The sequence below is a fragment of the Capnocytophaga catalasegens genome (assembly GCF_026005215.1).
Classification (GTDB): domain Bacteria; phylum Bacteroidota; class Bacteroidia; order Flavobacteriales; family Flavobacteriaceae; genus Capnocytophaga; species Capnocytophaga catalasegens.
In genome coordinates, this window is the sequence record NZ_BPMA01000053.1 from 1 (window position 1) to 15,293 (window position 15,293).

Genomic DNA, 15,293 nt, shown 5'->3' on the forward strand with positions numbered 1-15,293 from the left:
GGGTTTGCGGTTGGTTTGCCTCGATGTAAAAGGCTTTGGCGTTGAGCTCACTCACGGTCAGTTTCGACATAAAATAGTCCAACGCCTCCTTGTCCAATTTCGAACATTGCAACTGTACTGCCTCTTGATAGGTCTGTAAAACTTTGTGTTCCATTGTAAAAGCCTAAGAACCGCAAAAGTAGGAAAAAAATAGATTTGTAAAAAACAAAGCAAAGAGCTTTTCTGTTTAGAAAATTGCTATTGCATAATGTTTTTTATTGAAAAACCACCTCAAAGGCTCTTCGTTTGGGAATATATTGTAATTTTGCCAAAAATAAATAATATCATAAAAAATGCGTCAGAAATTGAATTTAATAACTTTGGGAGTGCGTGATTTTGAAAAATCGTTGCGTTTTTACGAAAGTTTGGGCTGGAAAAAATCTGCACAAAGTTTAGATGAATACGCTTTGTTTCCACTCGGAGGAATTGTTTTAGGACTTCATCCGTTGGAAGATTTGCAAAAAGATACTACTTTGCCGTATGAATTTTCTCAATTTTCGGGATTAACTATTTCATACAATGCAAAATCGGAAACAGAAGTAGATGAAATCCTTAAAGAAGTTGAAAACTTGGGAGGAAAAATCGTTAAACCCGCTCAAAAAGTATACTGGGGTGGATATAGTGGTTATTTCAAAGATTTAGATGGCTACTTGTTTGAAGTTGCCTACAATCTTTATTGGGAATTGGACGAAAATGATAATTTGGTTTTGTGATGGTTGATGAAAAACAACCCAAAGGAGTGATTTTTATTTCAAATAGTCCCCAAATTATTTAGTTTGGAATATATTGTAATTTTGCCTCCAAATTTTACTTCTTGAAGCCGCTTTTTAACATACGAAATCATTACAAACCCATTCAGCCTACGGCGATGCAATCCGCTCAGAATGCGGTTTATACGGAAATGCTTCCTGCTGAAAAACTCTTGCCTTTTATTTATTGTTATTGGACGCTTAAAACTACTTCGCAACTCGCTGAAAATTATTCGTATAGAGTGATTTCCGATGGCTGTATCGACATCTTTTTTCCGCTTGAAAATCCCGACGAAAGTTATGTGATGGGCTTTTGTAAAAGTTACACGGAATTCGATTTGGGAAAGCAATTCAACTACATTGGCATTCGATTTTTGCCGACTATTTTTCCTCTGATTTTTGGGCAAAACGCCAAAGAATTGAGCAATACAGATGTGCGTTTAAGTTTGGTTTTGTCGGATTTATCTCGGATTATTTCACACAAAATCAACGAATTACAAAGTTTGCAAGAAATTAAAAATCAGTTGGATAGTATCTTTATAAAACATCTACAAAAGACAGATTTTCAGATAGATAGCCGATTTTACAACGCTCTTGAAATTATCCTAAAACGGCAAGGAAATATACTGATTACAAACGATTTAGACACGGGACTTAGCCCTCGTCATCTCCGCCGATTATTTGAGTTTTACATTGGCGACACGGCTAAAACTTTCAGCCAAGTGGTTCGCTTTCAGTCTGTTTTAACGGCTAAAAAATATTCACAAAACACTGACAATCAATTATTTTATGATATAGACTATTACGACCAATCGCATTTTATCAAAGAATTTAAAACTTTTTACGGCGTAACACCAAGAGAAGCTTTTTTAAATAATTAGGTTAAACGACAATGGATAAATTTATAAATTACATACAATCAGTGATTTCTGATACACAAATAGAGAATTCGCATTTAGAAAAATTTTGTGTAGCTAAGTCATTGAATAAGAGCGATATTCTACTTGACATAGGTCAGATTTGTAATTATTATTACTTTGTAAATCAAGGTGTTTTGCGATTTTTTTATTTCACAGAAGATGGAAAGGAATGTGCCAGGTGGGTAGCCTTTGGGAATTATTTTTTTACTGAAACGGAAAGTTATCTCAAAGCAGTGCCCTCGCAATATGGCATTATAGCCACTGAAAAAACAGAAATTTTGCAAATTCATAAAAATCATATTGATTTTCTCATCGAAAAATACGATTGGTTTGCTAAATTCCTGTTTTACAACCAACAAGAAACCATTTTGAATTTAACAAAAGTCATAGAATCGTTTCAAAACCAGTCCATCAAAGACCGCTACGAAGAACTCTTTAAATATCCTGATTTTATCCAAAAAGTAAAATCAAAAGACCTTGCTTCAATGCTTGGTATGAGTAAATGTTCGATTAGTAGAATTAAAAAATAAACTAATAATCAGCTTATTTTAAATATTTTAGTTAGAAATTATATTTACAGTTGCTTTATTACAAATTCCTTTTGAAGAATTTCTTGCCTTTCCACAACTTTTTTGTTTCCATAGCTTTTTACTTTTGCTCCATAATTTTAAAATGATTTTATGGAAAGTAAAAATACACCTTATAAAGGATATGATTTCTCGCCTTTGGAAGTTTTTGAATGGATAAAACACGGTACTTTTGAATATATCCTCGCTAAAAATTGGCTCACAACAACAGATTTTGAGACCTTCAAAACAACTTTTGAAGAGCGTTTTTTACAAAATTTTATCCAAGTGAAATCACTTATTTCCAACAAGTTAGATGAAGGAAATATTTCTTTTGTTCTTTTGATAGTTTCGCTTTATGAGGCGTTTTTAGCCGTTGGAGTTTGTGAAGAATACGCTCTGCAATATACCGAAGAGAGTGTCTGTTGGCCGATTTTCCCGTTTATGCAAGAGGGAACAGAAAAAATGCCCGACAATGCCGAAAATCCGTTCAAATCTTTGGTTTTATCATCAAAAACAAGAGAAAAAGAGTATTTCGGAGATAGTTTTGACTTTGAACGTCCAATTGACGATGAGTTTGGCTATGTTTTACGCATAAAAAAATGTCTTTTTCACGAAACTTTAAAAATTTTACACCGAGTAGAGTTACAAAATATTGTTTGTCGCATTGATTTAGGGTGGATAAAAGGTATAAAACCTTATAAGGTTCGTCCTGTAACTTTTACCTCTGGAAATATCTGTCAGATGTGGTTTATGAGGGAGGAAAAATTATAACTCCTTTTTTTCTATTCCATTTCTCAAAATATCTCTATTTTTGCCGAAAAAATAACGAAAATGGGAACGAATTACAGCATTACCGAACAATTTGGGGCAAATCTTGCCGAATTGTTAGCCGAAAAAATCAGCGGAATTTATCCCGATTTTGATAGCCAAAATTTCATAAAAGACACTGAAAATAAAGTTGTTGGGCAAACTTACACCCAGCGAGTTATTACCATTGCTGATTTGTTAAAAAACTATCTTCCAGCAGATTACAATGAGGTTCTCCGTATTTTATGCTCTATTTTGGGTGAAGAAAATCCTAACCAAACGGGAATGTTCACGCATTATTATTGGATTTTACCCATCGGGAAATTCGTGGAACTTTATGGTATTGAGTATTTTAGCCTTTCGATGAACGCCATAGAGGAGATAACTAAAAGAAATACAGGCGAATACGCCGTGCGTCCGTTCATTAGAAAATACCCTGAAAAGTCGCTCGAAATCATCGAAAAATGGGCAAAATCTCCTAATTTTCATTTGCGAAGATTAGCAAGTGAAGGCTTGCGTCCGAAACTCCCTTGGGCGAGTAAATTAGACACTTTTGTTGAAAATCCTGCCCCCGTTTTCCAGATTTTGGAACTCCTTAAAGAAGACGAAATACTATTCGTGAAAAAATCCGTTGCCAATCACCTCACCGACTGGCTCAAAGTGAATAAAGAAGCCGTTTTACCTCTTATCCACCGCTGGAAAACTTCCGAAAACCCACACACCCAATGGATTATAAAACGAGCTACGAGAAAGTATTTGTAATTAAAAACCGAATCAAAGACACCCAGAATACGGCAAACTTTTAATATAATCTTCCATAAACTGCCAATCGGGACAGATGATACCTGTGGGTGTTTTGGTAATTGGAAGTTTGATTTTTTCATTTTTTATTTTTTCTAAAATTCTTGCATTACCATAATTATATCTATAATTTTCCAAGTTCAATAAAGTAATTATGAACATAGAATTAAAAACATTCATATTTCTATTTCTTAGAGTGTAAACTTTTACACCCGTTACAAAATTATATGGCTGATAAAAAGCGACTACACCTTCTGCTCCTATTGTAATACAGTTTCCTTCATTTATTTGTGAACCATCAGAGTCAATATAGTCAGATAATCCATTGTTCAAAGCACTTCTTGTAATGAGAGGAGTATTTCCATCTACCATATCTTGTTTGACTGCGTGTCTTGTTGTTGCACAATCAAATATTTCTTTCACATAAAACCATTCCCATTTTCTTTCGTCTAATGAAACTTTTTTAGGAGAAAGGGGAGTTTTGTTAAAATTTTTATTCCAGACAGATTTTGTTTTTTCTGGAAGACTGGGAACAATTTGATTTTTTACAAAATTTTCTATTTTATTCCAATCTGGTTTATTTTCAGAAGTAATAGGAAGTTTTAAAAAGCTTTGTTTCATCAATTCTTTATCCCATTTTCTACCATAATTAAATCTGTATTTTTCTCTATGAATAATTGTACATAAAAATAATGCAATATAAGGTGTTAAATCAAATTTAGGATAAAGTACATTTACATCATCTGTTGCCCAAAATGATTTCGTTTGATAAAAAGCTTCTGCAATTGACCCATTGTAGCTTACTGTAATTGTATTACCTGAATGTATGTGTTGGTCATTAGAGATTTTTGCACTTATTCCATTGTTAGAGTCAATCGCACCAATGTAAGGTATATCTCCTTCTATCATATCGGCTTTGGTTAGTCTTTTTCCTTTTTCAATTTTAAAAATATCAGCGAAAGAAAACCATTTCCAATCTTTTGTATTCATACTAAATTCTTTCATTTTGAACTAGAAACGCTGCATAATCTCTCATTTTCTTTATAAAATCCTCGTCGGTCAATGTAGAATAATCGGTTTCCATATAGGCTTCGGCACACCATTCGTCTTCGCCTTTTACTTCTTTTCGTACGGAAAGCCCTGGGATTTCATCCAAATTGCGATAAGCTGAAAGCCAACGCTCTTTGATGTTGTTGTACTGATTTCGTGCGTCTATTCTACCGAGGTTTTTTCGCTTTTCAAATCCGTCGTCTTTAAAATAGCCAAACCAAGTTTTTCTGCCCTCATTGGGTTTGTTGGCTTCAAAAACCATTATGCAAGTGACCACACCCACAGGGTAAAACAAATCATCAGGCATAGACAACACGGCTTTTAGATGATGTTTAGCTAAAATTCTGTTTTTTACTGCAATTAATTCTTTTTCATTCTTAAAGGCACAACTCATTTGTACAATGGCTACCACGCGTCCGTTGGTTTTGGGGTCAAGTACATTAAGTGAGTGTTCAATAAACTGCATTTGCTGAGCTGTACCTACATCATAAGGAGGGTTGAGGAAAGCCACCGTAGGCTTGTGATTGTCGGCAATGTTTTTGGCGTGGTTAAAACAGCTTCCGTTATAAATGTTTGATTTTCCGTCCCCTCGAAAACGCATACTGGCACAAGCATACGAAAACATATCAGAACGCAACTCACAGCCGCAAATCTGATTTTTTCGTACATTTTCTCTTTTAGCTTTATCATTTCCTGCCATATCAAACAAGCGTTGCATTCCTGAGACCAAAAAGCCACCTGTACCACAGCAAGGGTCGTAAACAATATCGGAAAGTTTGAGTTCGGCTAAATCGCAAAAAAGTTCGGTAATATGCGGAGGGGTAAGTACTAAGCCTGATTTTTGTTCACTTCCTGCATAGCGGATAAACTCAATATAAAATCTCCCCAATACATCATAGCCAATATTAGAATGTTTGATGAGCGGGTATACATTTTTCTCTAAATATTGAATGAAATATTTAGCCACTTCAAGGGTACTTTTCTGTTCTTTTTCGTTTTTACTTTTGATAAATTCTTGAACAAAAAGCGGTTCGTTCAGTATGTTTTCAAATTCTCTTAAAAGTACGGTTTTACTACGAACAATGTCTTGTTCGGCTTCAAAAACAGCATTAATGGCAGATAGCATCATTTCACCTAAACCATCTTCTGCGTTGAGGTCGTTTTCTGGCTTCTTTATCTTATTGGCGCTTCCGTAATTTTCTTTAAAATCCTTGTTTATCAATGCTAATAGCATTGCACTAATCATTGTACAACGCTTGTATTCGGGTATGGTATAGGCTTGAAATTCTTCGTTTAAGAAACGAGCCTTGTAAGAAATGTCTTGTGTATAGAAACTTTGAATAAAAAATTGATCTTCAAAAAGTTGCATATAATCGTCAATGGTCAGCAACTTGGTGTCTTTTACTTCTATATAAGAATCATTTTCTTTTTTCCAATAGAAATGAGAGACGGTTAATTCTTCTTTTGTTTCTCCACTCACAGCAATGGCAACTACATTAAAATCTTTTGACAAGGCACGAGCGTAATGCAAAACGCCATCAACAGCATATTTCTTTGAATTGTCCAAATTTTTACTTTGGTGTTCACTGGTTTTGGCTTTGCATTCTATGACAATAATGTAGTTGTTGTTTGATGGAAAAGAGATAAAAAAGTCTGGGTATCCGTCACCTTTTCCGCCTTTGCTTTCGCCTTTTAATAAGACAGAAATGATTTTATTAGAAGATTTTTGTTCTTCCAGTTTGGGAGAATTTGCATTTTTAGGATTGTAAAAAGGGTCGTTCCAAAAATGCTCTCTTACAATATTTTCTGTTAGCCGTTCATTTGCCATACTTTTTACTCATTTTCAGCACGGCAAGTATTCTGATTTAAGCATAAAAAAAGCGTAGCTGTTTCGTATTTGCTTATTTACCAAAAGGTTCCGCCAAGAACCCAACACACAAATAAGCACGAAACAGCCCACGCTATTAGCGTGAGCCTTCGTGAACTTATTCTCGTGTGTTTAAAAAATTTGGCGGATTTTTTGGTGAGAATAAAAGCCGAAGCTCGTTATATCGTTATGTTAATTAAAAACTATTTCTTTATCTTAATTCTTTTTTTTGCAAAGGTATAATTTTTTTGGTAAAAAAATTTGTATGTGATATTTTTTATTGCCAACTGACTCAAAGTGAATAAAGAAGCTATTTTGCCTCTTATCCATCGTTGGAAAACTTCCAAAAATCCACACACCCAATGGATTATAAAACGAACTACGAGAAAAATTGAACTATAAGTAATTTTGTCCGTTTTTTCCTATTTTATCCTTCCCTTTCAAGATAATTTTGCATCAAGAATAAAAAGTATAGACAAATGAAATTAAATGCAGGAATTATCACCGAAAAATTGGCGGAAACCAAAGCCTTTTACACCGAAATTTTAAACTTTGGGGTAACTTTTGAAAACGATTTTTACCTTTTGCTCCACACGCCCAACCGAGAGGCGGAAATCAGTTTTTTGCTTCCCAACCACCCGAGCCAACAGCCTATTTTTCAGGCTTCTTTCCAAAATCAAGGTGTATATATCACCATCGAAGTAGAAAATGTGGACGAAGTATATAATAAACTTAAAAACAAAAACATTCCTATCGAGATTGAGCTACGAAACGAACCTTGGGGCGATAGACATTTTGCTATCAAAGACCCAAACGACATCGGAGTAGATATTGTAACTTATTCAGAACCAAATTGAAACAGAGAGTCTCTAAAGCCGACTTTATTAAAAAATTGGCTTTTTGCTTTATTGGAAAAACACTTCAAAATCTTGTCTTCGAGCAGGATTTTTTTGTAAGTAGGCTTTTCCTTTCTATTTTTGCAGAAAACTTACATCACATCGCTATAAAGAAGGAAAATGTATCGCCAAATTCAGCCTCACCCTATTTTACAAAAATATGTCGCTTTTTTTTGGATTAGCGAAACGGACGACTATTTTCAATATTTTTCGCCTGCTTCCACATTTACGGATTTAGTTTTCTTTTGTCAGGGAACGATACAAAATACACAAAATCATCAAGAATTATCTCAAAACGGCGTTGTTTTTGGTCAGAAAACTTCGTTTTCCAATTATCAAACGCTCCATTCAAAAGCAAAACTTTTTGGCATTCGGGTGCGTCCGTCTATTTTTCTTCTAACCCTAAAAATACCCGCTTTTCAACTCAATGAACAAAGTATTTCTTTGGGGCAACTTTTTGGAAATGAAGGTGATGTCCTTACAAATAATATCATCAATGCCTGTTCCATAGAAGAGTCGATTGCTTTATTTTCTTCGTTTATTATCCAAAAAATAAAAGATGTACCTGCGAAATATCAACTAATAGAAAAGGTTATCCATTCTGATGCGATTTCTCACGATTTTTCGGCAAAAGACTTGGCACTTTCGGAGCGTCAGTTTGAACGAAATTTTAAAGATTACACCGGATTTTCATTGCGAAAATATACCAAAATCAAACGCTTTGAGCAAGTTTATAAAGCGTTGCGTTCTGCCCAAAACATCGACAATCTAACTCAATTTGCACTGCAATATGATTATTATGACCAAGCCCATTTTAATCGTGATTTTAAGGAATTTACAAACCTTTCACCCTTGCAATTATTTCCAAAAATATAAAATGTCAGTTCGGTACAATCCGATTTTGTAAGTAATGTGCAATTTTGCCCCAAAAATAAAATAGAACTAATTTTGGTATATTCCTATTTTAGAAACCATTATAAGAAAATAGACATCACTAAATTAAATAAATAATTTCGATTATGGAAAAGAAAGAAATAAAAATTCCTCATTACAACAAGGTAAATCCTTTCGTAATTATAAAAGGAGGAGCTGCCAAGTTTATAGATTTTGTGGAAAAGGTATTTGACGGGAAGGAAAATAAACAAGTAAGAACTCCTGATAGAGATGGGACACTGATTCACGCAGAAATCCAAATTGGAGATTCGATGATTCTATTGGCTGATTCAAAAGCCGATTGGGCTTTCACACCTGCATTTCTGCAAATTTATGTTGATAATGCACAACAAATTCTCGACATAGCCAAAGCAGAAAAAGCAGAAATTATTACAGAATTGAGCGATTTTTACAATGGGCTAAAATTAGCAAGATTAAAAGACCCATTTGGTAACATTTGGTGGCTATATGAAAAGGTTGCTAATAAACCTTCTGAGAATAAATCCGACATCGATTGGCATAATAGTAAGCCAAGTGAAATCTACACGACATTAATGAATGCAATGAAGAATCTAAAATAAAACAGGAATAATTCCGTTCTTTAAATTAGAAGCGTTTTTTAAAGAAAATTTAAAGTAATCAATATAGTTTTAACATCAAATTCATAAAAAAATGGCAGAAAGTAAAAATAATATCGTAACTCACGGGCTAAGCATTGATTTTTAATATCAATACATTGAAAAGCCGATCTATTAGTCGGCTTTTGTTTTACGGAGAGCCTCCGCTGGCATTTTATTTTCTTCTTAAAAAATCTTCTACTGAAATAATTGTATTACTTTTGCCGAAAAACGATAAAGCAATGGAAATTCTCATTGAAATCATTAAAAAATACATTCCTCTTACTACAAAGGAAGAGCAAATCATCTTGGATTTATTCACAGAAATTTCCGTAGCAAAAGGCACACACATATTACAATCGGGTACTATTTGCAAACATCTTTATTTTGTAAAAAAAGGATTATTTCGCCAATATATCGACGACCAAACAGTACACTTTAGTAGCGAAAATTCATTTATGTGCGACCTTGTGAGCTTATCCACGCAAACACCTTCTTTGAAATCATTTGAGGCATTGGAAAATAGCGTTTTATACAAAATCCCATACACTGATTTGTATAATCTTTGCCAAAAAGTACAATACGGAGAACGATTTAACCGACTGCTCGTAGAGGAGGCTTTTCACAAAACGATTTTGTATATTTACGACCTACATAAGCAAACACCCACCGAGCGGTACAAAACTTTTTTACAGCAATTTAAGGAATTAAACCAGCGAATACCGCAGTATTATATTGCCTCTTACCTTGGAATTACGCCTCAATCGCTTAGCCGTATTCGCAGCAAAATATTTTCTGAATAGATAAATCATTTATTAACCAAGGGTAATTGTCAGTTGTTTTTGTTGTTATAATTTTGCCTCAAAATATTATAAGATGAAAACAAAAAATAACATTTTTATCGCTGTCTCTCTGTTTTTTATAACGGTAGGATTTGCATTGAGTTTGGGAAGCATTGCTTCTTTTATAGCAATGAATATTATCGCCACGAAACCTCTTTTGCCTGATGATTTTGTGATTTGGCAACGGCATTTCATCACTTCTATTATGAATTATGCAACCATTCCTGGAATTGTTCTTTTCTTATGTGGAAATGGTTTGTTTCTTTTTCAAAAAACAATTCGGAAAACAGATGTTACTTTGTTTCTTCTCTCAGTAATTGTGTTTGTTAATGGAATGTTTTTTATTGTTCCAACAGCTCATAAAGCCAATGTTTTTGCAAATAACCAGATTTATTTAGCACAACATTGGGATACTTTTTTAGAACAAAAAACAATAGAAGATAGTCTGGGAGGAGCGAATTTGTTATTGTTGTTGTCTTATCTTTTTGTTTTTATTTATTTGATAATCAAAGACAAATTAAAAATATAATATGATGATACGAAATTACTTTTACCTAATTGTAGGACTTGTGTGTTTGTTATCGGCGGTTACTCACACACTAAACGGATTAGAAACAGCTATTGCCTCTCTGAATCATTCAACAATGGATGTTCATAACAAGGTTGTGTTCACTTATGTGTGGCATATCATTGGGGTTGAGAATCTTGTTTTTGGAATCGTTTTGCTCATTATGGCTTTTTGTAAGGATACAGTAGGAGCAAAATACATTGCTTGGTTTATAATAGCAATGCTCGTAGTACGCTGGCTAACTATAATTTTCTTTTCTCTGTTAAATAATATCGAAAATATAACAGCACAAATCCCTGAAACAATTGTAATATGGGCAATTATCATATTGTTATGGTTTGGAACAAAGAAAAATAATAAATAAGTAATAATATCAAATTCACAAAAAAATGGCACAATCAAAAAACAACATCGTAACCCACGGACTTAGTGGGAAAGTAGGAGATATTTTGGTATTCTCCCAACGAAACGGAAAAACAATCGTCTCCAAAGCTCCGAAAAAGCGTTCGGGCGAAGATTCCGAAAAGCAGAAAGAACAACAAGCCCGTTTTCAACAGGCTGTCCTCTACGGAAAATCCGTCATTGCAGACCCAACGCAAAAAGCTCTTTATGAATCCACAAGCAAAAAAGCCTATAATGTAGCAGTTGCTGACCTGCTCAACGCTCCGAAGATAGAAAAAATCAACGTAGCAAACTACAAAGGCAACATAGGCGATACAATCTCCATTCGCGTAACAGACGATTTTAAAGTGGCTTCCGTGAAAATTATCATACAAAACGCTGATGGTTCATTAGTAGAGGAAGGAAACGCTATCGAACAAGGCATGGGTATATACAGCCACCACCCAAAACACTGACCTTTCAGGTGATAAAATCATAATTCAAGCGACCGATATTCCCGACAATATGTCAGAAAAGTCGCAACTCTTATAATGTTTTTTCCACCCGCTTCAAACGAAGAAACAACGAAGACGTAACAAGCAAAAACCATACTGACAAAATATCCAAAAGCCGATTCGTAATAAAGTCGGCTTTTTGTTTTATTGAAAAACCACCTCAAAAGCTCTTCATTTGGGAATATATTGTAATTTTGCGAAAATAATCTATTATAACTGATGACAGTTGAGTTGAAAAATTTTTGCCAAAAGATTACTCATTTTACCGAAGAAGAGTTGGCGTTGGTTGATACTTTTTTTGAAGGAAGAGCTATAAAGAAACGTGATTTTTTGGCAAAAGAAGGCTCGGTGTGTGATTAGGTAGCGTACATTGTGGAGGGAGCTTTGCGCTATTTTCATTGGAAAGATGGTAATGAAAAAACGACCGACCTTGATTTTGAAACGATGTGGATTACAGATTTTCATAGTTTTGTAAGCGGCGAAAAAGAACAAATGAATATACAAGCGATGGGAGAATAGCAAAAGAGCTGATTATTAGTAAAGAAAACTTAGAAAAACTCTATCATATTTGCTCTAAATACGCCTTTGTTGACTATCAAGATTATGGAAATGGTAGCACAAAAATCATTCGAGATGAACCTCTCCTTTGCCAGTGAAAGACCCGAAGAACAATTTTTAAACCTTTTGAAGCGTTATCCATTTATTTTTCAGCGTATTCCACAGCGATATATTGCCAATTATATCGGTATTGCCCCCGAAAGTCTTAGCCAACTCAGAAGGCGACTTTTAGAAAAAGAAGACAGACAGAGAATAGAAACACTTCGTTTCCCTCTAAAAACAGATTAGCAAGATAGGAAAATGTCTCAGTAAAGTTGCTAATCCATTTTCTTGAGTTGATTTATCACTTTCTTTTGTGTATTTTCAAAAAAGCAAAATGAATTTACTGTTCCCTTTCAAATTTGAATATTTATCCTATATTTGTCTTTATTTTATCAGAAAAACTATGGAAGAAAACCTTTTAAAAATCTACGAATTGATGCGCGATAACGACATCAGTAGAGAAAATATTTATAGCAGATTTGATGCGTGGATAGGCGATGTTAATTTTCTGTATTATCCTTTTGCGTCCGCCCCTGATGATATTCCTGAAGATTACGATTATAAAGAAGAAATTAAGCATCTTAATGATCTTTTCAGTATTTTCGAGTTTGGCGAAGTTGATGAGCAAGATATAGAGGCTATCAAGCGTGGCGAGGGCTTTATGTTGTTGCATTTTTTGTTCAAAGTGCGTAAAAATGTAGGATTGGCAAAAACTTATTATGTCTCATTTTCATCGATGGAAATCGAAGATGGTTTTGTGTATATCCATTGTGATAATGTAGATGCACACCAGATGACTTACCGAGAAATGATGCTCAACAGCCATTATTTCGACCCTGAAACTGCCAATGAAACCGATAAATATCACTTTGCCGAATTGCTAAAATTCAGCGAATTGGTGTATGAAACTCTGCAAAAGAAAATCCAATCTGCCGACCCTATTTCCGATGAAGAGGCATTTGATGAATTGGTAGGACTACTAAACCACGATAACTATCTTTCCGAAGAGGATATCACCGAGCTGAAAACCGATTGGCAAAACATCCACCAAAATCGTGAAGCCTTTGCTCAAAGACTCATTGATGAGGGCATTTGGTTTGAGGAAGATTTGCAATATCTCGATGATTATCAGGCAGATTATTTGCTTTATTGGGCTTTTACTGAGAAGTTAGATGTATTTAAAGACGATTGGAAGTTTGGCGTTAAGGAATTGTGCCAGTTCATTTCGGAAAAAATCGGACAATCTTTTAAAATGACTTTTAAAGAAGTGGGTAACAACTGGGAAATTGTCCGTGATAAATTGGAAAACTTAACGGATTACACCTTGTTCGACCTGACCAGTGGCAACGACAATTGTAATTTTATCATCGCCAAAAAGCAGGACAAACAGCGTATTTACACCCTTGCCGATAGACTTTCTTTGGAGGTAAATTAAAATTGTTAATAGTTAATTATCAATTGTTTATGAACTCATTTCGCTTGGGTCGCCCCTACAAAAATAAATAAAAAACAATTCACATCTTGTAGACGCTTTGTAGACGCTATTTTTTCTACTTTTAATTGAAATAGAATATCTTTGATTTTTATTTCAAAAGTTTTACAAAATACAGCGTAAGATGCTCACGCTAAAAACAATACAAGAAAGTTATGGCAATAGACGGAATTAAAATCATCGACAGCGATAGTGCATACGATATTTACAACGACATTACAGAACGCTACAAAAACCTCGAAGAAGTCACAAAAATCATTCAAGAATGGTTGAACGAGGAGGAAAATTTCTGCACCGATGCACTTCACACCGAGATTTATTGGACTGCTCTGGCGTACTCGCTTTGGAAAATCGGACATTTACCTGATAATATCCAGCAAAAAACTTTGGCTATCATCAAAAATGGAGCGAATAAAGAGTGGCTTAAAATCGATATAAAAGCTCAAAAACAACGACAAAAAGCCTTAGATAAATTAGCTGAGCAAATCCAGAGCGAAAATCCAAAACCCATCAAACAACCTAAACTTACCAAGAAAAAAGAACCTTATTTTGAAGTAGGTGACGTTTTAGCAATTGAACTTCCGCAAGGATACGGAATTTGTTTTATATCAGAAGTTTACCAAACACCCCGAAAGTTGGAATACCATTTGGCGTGTACACAATATTTAAACGACTCATTGCCAACGATCAACGATGGACGATTTTCTCAACAGCAAAATTGCCTGTGGCAAAAACAATAAAATCTTTGCCTTAAAAACTGATTGTTGGTTCAACCACAAGGATTTGGGCGAAATTTTACCTCATTTAAAAAAAATAGGACGTGTAAAATTCTCACCTTACGAACTTTGGGTTTTGTCCTCTGCTCACAACTTGGAAGATATGTATGATAAAATCACCGAAGAACCAGGGCATTACGGCGGAAAAACACAATATATTTATGATATGATTGCGGATATAATCAACTAAAAAATAAAATGGTAGATTTAATTTACACTACAGACGGAAAACTATTGATTTCTAAACAAATACACGATTGGAAAACTTGGCAAAATCATCTGCCCGATTATATGACGCATATTAATTTTAACAATCTTGATGAATGTATGGAGTTTCTTCAAACTGATTTTAATTTACAAACAATTGAAATACAAAATATTGAAGATTTTATAATGAAAAGTTCGCAAGCTCACTTTGAAATTGATATAAAAGAAGATAAATCAATCCAAATAAAAAACTTAGTTTTAAATATATGAGTAGTTATACGCTGATTTGTAATGATATAAGGTCGGAAAAATACACTTCTTTGCAATTTACCCAAGATGTATTCCCATTGGAGCAAAATTGCGATTTGTTGGAAATTTACAAAATATATGACCATAATGAGTTACGACTTTGGTACGATGATGGCACACAAAAAGCTACATATTCTCCCGCTTTTGATTTCATTTATATTGATACTCAAGACTTAAGAGTAACTATCTGGATTTCAGAAGACAACAAAACAGACAACGGACACCCAAACGAACTGGCTCAAATCATCATTCAACTTCAAAAAAGCGAATTACTTTACAAATTGCAAGATTTTTTTTGTATATCCGTAATTAAAAATAATTTTGTATATTTGCCTCAAAATCAATAGTTATGAAT

The 15,293-nt window shown here is 34.2% G+C and carries 23 protein-coding genes; 20 read left to right on the top strand and 3 right to left on the bottom strand.

From position 1 onward, the window contains the following. The first annotated feature begins 332 nt into the window (after nucleotides 1-332). The 5 genes from OO775_RS11680 to OO775_RS11700 all read left to right on the top strand — a co-directional run bounded on the left by OO775_RS11680 (nucleotide 333) and on the right by OO775_RS11700 (nucleotide 3,846). On the top strand, nucleotides 333-752 hold the full coding sequence (locus OO775_RS11680; RefSeq protein WP_264857515.1) for a VOC family protein: 420 nt from the start codon (nucleotides 333-335) through the stop codon (nucleotides 750-752). Nucleotides 753-853: 101 nt separating this feature from the next. After that, nucleotides 854-1,669 (top strand): AraC family transcriptional regulator, encoded by an 816-nt coding sequence (locus tag OO775_RS11685; RefSeq protein ID WP_264847354.1) that lies wholly within the window; start codon nucleotides 854-856, stop codon nucleotides 1,667-1,669. A gap of 11 nt (nucleotides 1,670-1,680) precedes the next feature. Beyond that, nucleotides 1,681-2,238: a Crp/Fnr family transcriptional regulator gene (locus OO775_RS11690; RefSeq protein ID WP_264847355.1), complete on the top strand. Its 558-nt coding sequence runs from the start codon at nucleotides 1,681-1,683 to the stop codon at nucleotides 2,236-2,238. A 150-nt stretch (nucleotides 2,239-2,388) separates the two neighbouring features. Then, on the top strand, nucleotides 2,389-3,048 hold the full coding sequence (locus OO775_RS11695) for an L-2-amino-thiazoline-4-carboxylic acid hydrolase (RefSeq protein WP_264847356.1): 660 nt from the start codon (nucleotides 2,389-2,391) through the stop codon (nucleotides 3,046-3,048). A gap of 60 nt (nucleotides 3,049-3,108) precedes the next feature. After that, nucleotides 3,109-3,846 carry a DNA alkylation repair protein gene (locus tag OO775_RS11700; protein ID WP_264847357.1) on the top strand — a complete coding sequence of 246 codons (738 nt, stop codon included), beginning with the start codon at nucleotides 3,109-3,111 and terminating at the stop codon, nucleotides 3,844-3,846. 12 nt (nucleotides 3,847-3,858) lie between these two features. Here OO775_RS11700 and OO775_RS11705 read toward each other — a convergent pair whose 3' ends face one another. Beyond that, nucleotides 3,859-4,875, bottom strand: coding sequence for a restriction endonuclease subunit S (locus OO775_RS11705; RefSeq protein ID WP_264847358.1), 1,017 nt, complete (start codon nucleotides 4,873-4,875; stop codon nucleotides 3,859-3,861). Between the two features lies 1 nt (nucleotide 4,876). Continuing rightward, entirely contained in the window at nucleotides 4,877-6,763 is a 1,887-nt protein-coding gene (locus OO775_RS11710; RefSeq protein WP_264847359.1) for an HsdM family class I SAM-dependent methyltransferase, read from the bottom strand. 518 nt (nucleotides 6,764-7,281) lie between these two features. Here OO775_RS11710 and OO775_RS11715 point away from each other — a divergent pair. The 7 genes from OO775_RS11715 (at nucleotide 7,282) to OO775_RS11745 (ending at nucleotide 11,515) form a co-directional block, all read left to right on the top strand. Continuing rightward, nucleotides 7,282-7,659 carry a VOC family protein gene (locus tag OO775_RS11715; protein WP_264847360.1) on the top strand — a complete coding sequence of 126 codons (378 nt, stop codon included), beginning with the start codon at nucleotides 7,282-7,284 and terminating at the stop codon, nucleotides 7,657-7,659. 159 nt (nucleotides 7,660-7,818) lie between these two features. After that, nucleotides 7,819-8,574 carry a helix-turn-helix domain-containing protein gene (locus OO775_RS11720; protein ID WP_264847361.1) on the top strand — a complete coding sequence of 252 codons (756 nt, stop codon included), beginning with the start codon at nucleotides 7,819-7,821 and terminating at the stop codon, nucleotides 8,572-8,574. Nucleotides 8,575-8,717: 143 nt separating this feature from the next. Continuing rightward, nucleotides 8,718-9,212, top strand: coding sequence for a VOC family protein (locus OO775_RS11725; protein ID WP_264847362.1), 495 nt, complete (start codon nucleotides 8,718-8,720; stop codon nucleotides 9,210-9,212). 155 nt (nucleotides 9,213-9,367) lie between these two features. Beyond that, nucleotides 9,368-10,051: a Crp/Fnr family transcriptional regulator gene (locus OO775_RS11730; protein ID WP_264847363.1), complete on the top strand. Its 684-nt coding sequence runs from the start codon at nucleotides 9,368-9,370 to the stop codon at nucleotides 10,049-10,051. Nucleotides 10,052-10,124: 73 nt separating this feature from the next. After that, nucleotides 10,125-10,619 carry a hypothetical protein gene (locus OO775_RS11735; protein WP_264847365.1) on the top strand — a complete coding sequence of 165 codons (495 nt, stop codon included), beginning with the start codon at nucleotides 10,125-10,127 and terminating at the stop codon, nucleotides 10,617-10,619. Nucleotides 10,620-10,623: 4 nt separating this feature from the next. Beyond that, a complete protein-coding gene (locus OO775_RS11740; protein ID WP_264847366.1) occupies nucleotides 10,624-11,022 on the top strand; it encodes a hypothetical protein in 399 nt (132 codons plus the stop codon). A gap of 25 nt (nucleotides 11,023-11,047) precedes the next feature. Then, nucleotides 11,048-11,515, top strand: coding sequence for a hypothetical protein (locus tag OO775_RS11745; RefSeq protein WP_264847367.1), 468 nt, complete (start codon nucleotides 11,048-11,050; stop codon nucleotides 11,513-11,515). A 17-nt stretch (nucleotides 11,516-11,532) separates the two neighbouring features. Here OO775_RS11745 and OO775_RS11750 read toward each other — a convergent pair whose 3' ends face one another. Beyond that, nucleotides 11,533-11,718 carry a hypothetical protein gene (locus OO775_RS11750; protein ID WP_264847368.1) on the bottom strand — a complete coding sequence of 62 codons (186 nt, stop codon included), beginning with the start codon at nucleotides 11,716-11,718 and terminating at the stop codon, nucleotides 11,533-11,535. Between the two features lie 55 nt (nucleotides 11,719-11,773). Between OO775_RS11750 and OO775_RS11755 the strand changes: the two genes are divergently transcribed. The 8 genes from OO775_RS11755 to OO775_RS11790 all read left to right on the top strand — a co-directional run bounded on the left by OO775_RS11755 (nucleotide 11,774) and on the right by OO775_RS11790 (nucleotide 15,285). Beyond that, nucleotides 11,774-11,914: a hypothetical protein gene (locus OO775_RS11755; protein WP_264847369.1), complete on the top strand. Its 141-nt coding sequence runs from the start codon at nucleotides 11,774-11,776 to the stop codon at nucleotides 11,912-11,914. Between the two features lie 12 nt (nucleotides 11,915-11,926). Then, nucleotides 11,927-12,073 (top strand): hypothetical protein, encoded by a 147-nt coding sequence (locus OO775_RS11760; RefSeq protein WP_264847370.1) that lies wholly within the window; start codon nucleotides 11,927-11,929, stop codon nucleotides 12,071-12,073. A gap of 69 nt (nucleotides 12,074-12,142) precedes the next feature. Continuing rightward, nucleotides 12,143-12,400 (top strand): cyclic nucleotide-binding domain-containing protein, encoded by a 258-nt coding sequence (locus OO775_RS11765; RefSeq protein ID WP_264847371.1) that lies wholly within the window; start codon nucleotides 12,143-12,145, stop codon nucleotides 12,398-12,400. Between the two features lie 157 nt (nucleotides 12,401-12,557). Continuing rightward, on the top strand, nucleotides 12,558-13,589 hold the full coding sequence (locus OO775_RS11770) for a hypothetical protein (RefSeq protein ID WP_264847373.1): 1,032 nt from the start codon (nucleotides 12,558-12,560) through the stop codon (nucleotides 13,587-13,589). Between the two features lie 212 nt (nucleotides 13,590-13,801). Next, nucleotides 13,802-14,386: a hypothetical protein gene (locus tag OO775_RS11775; RefSeq protein ID WP_264847374.1), complete on the top strand. Its 585-nt coding sequence runs from the start codon at nucleotides 13,802-13,804 to the stop codon at nucleotides 14,384-14,386. A 43-nt stretch (nucleotides 14,387-14,429) separates the two neighbouring features. Beyond that, nucleotides 14,430-14,612: a hypothetical protein gene (locus tag OO775_RS11780; protein ID WP_264847375.1), complete on the top strand. Its 183-nt coding sequence runs from the start codon at nucleotides 14,430-14,432 to the stop codon at nucleotides 14,610-14,612. Nucleotides 14,613-14,620: 8 nt separating this feature from the next. Then, nucleotides 14,621-14,899 carry a hypothetical protein gene (locus tag OO775_RS11785; protein ID WP_264847376.1) on the top strand — a complete coding sequence of 93 codons (279 nt, stop codon included), beginning with the start codon at nucleotides 14,621-14,623 and terminating at the stop codon, nucleotides 14,897-14,899. Further along, nucleotides 14,896-15,285, top strand: coding sequence for a hypothetical protein (locus OO775_RS11790; protein WP_264847378.1), 390 nt, complete (start codon nucleotides 14,896-14,898; stop codon nucleotides 15,283-15,285). The genes OO775_RS11785 and OO775_RS11790 overlap by 4 nt, the downstream gene beginning before the upstream one ends. Nucleotides 15,286-15,293: the final 8 nt, after the last annotated feature.

Coding starts and splice junctions, on each gene's coding strand:
- OO775_RS11740 (WP_264847366.1), top strand. CDS start 10,624: ATGATACGAAATTACTTTTACCTAATTGTAGGACTTGTGTGTTTGTTA.
- OO775_RS11700 (WP_264847357.1), top strand. CDS start 3,109: ATGGGAACGAATTACAGCATTACCGAACAATTTGGGGCAAATCTTGCC.
- OO775_RS11690 (WP_264847355.1), top strand. CDS start 1,681: ATGGATAAATTTATAAATTACATACAATCAGTGATTTCTGATACACAA.
- OO775_RS11680 (WP_264857515.1), top strand. CDS start 333: ATGCGTCAGAAATTGAATTTAATAACTTTGGGAGTGCGTGATTTTGAA.
- OO775_RS11775 (WP_264847374.1), top strand. CDS start 13,802: ATGGCAATAGACGGAATTAAAATCATCGACAGCGATAGTGCATACGAT.
- OO775_RS11710 (WP_264847359.1), bottom strand. CDS start 6,763: ATGGCAAATGAACGGCTAACAGAAAATATTGTAAGAGAGCATTTTTGG.
- OO775_RS11735 (WP_264847365.1), top strand. CDS start 10,125: ATGAAAACAAAAAATAACATTTTTATCGCTGTCTCTCTGTTTTTTATA.
- OO775_RS11755 (WP_264847369.1), top strand. CDS start 11,774: ATGACAGTTGAGTTGAAAAATTTTTGCCAAAAGATTACTCATTTTACC.
- OO775_RS11745 (WP_264847367.1), top strand. CDS start 11,048: ATGGCACAATCAAAAAACAACATCGTAACCCACGGACTTAGTGGGAAA.
- OO775_RS11785 (WP_264847376.1), top strand. CDS start 14,621: ATGGTAGATTTAATTTACACTACAGACGGAAAACTATTGATTTCTAAA.
- OO775_RS11770 (WP_264847373.1), top strand. CDS start 12,558: ATGGAAGAAAACCTTTTAAAAATCTACGAATTGATGCGCGATAACGAC.
- OO775_RS11720 (WP_264847361.1), top strand. CDS start 7,819: ATGTATCGCCAAATTCAGCCTCACCCTATTTTACAAAAATATGTCGCT.
- OO775_RS11695 (WP_264847356.1), top strand. CDS start 2,389: ATGGAAAGTAAAAATACACCTTATAAAGGATATGATTTCTCGCCTTTG.
- OO775_RS11725 (WP_264847362.1), top strand. CDS start 8,718: ATGGAAAAGAAAGAAATAAAAATTCCTCATTACAACAAGGTAAATCCT.
- OO775_RS11705 (WP_264847358.1), bottom strand. CDS start 4,875: ATGAATACAAAAGATTGGAAATGGTTTTCTTTCGCTGATATTTTTAAA.
- OO775_RS11790 (WP_264847378.1), top strand. CDS start 14,896: ATGAGTAGTTATACGCTGATTTGTAATGATATAAGGTCGGAAAAATAC.
- OO775_RS11715 (WP_264847360.1), top strand. CDS start 7,282: ATGAAATTAAATGCAGGAATTATCACCGAAAAATTGGCGGAAACCAAA.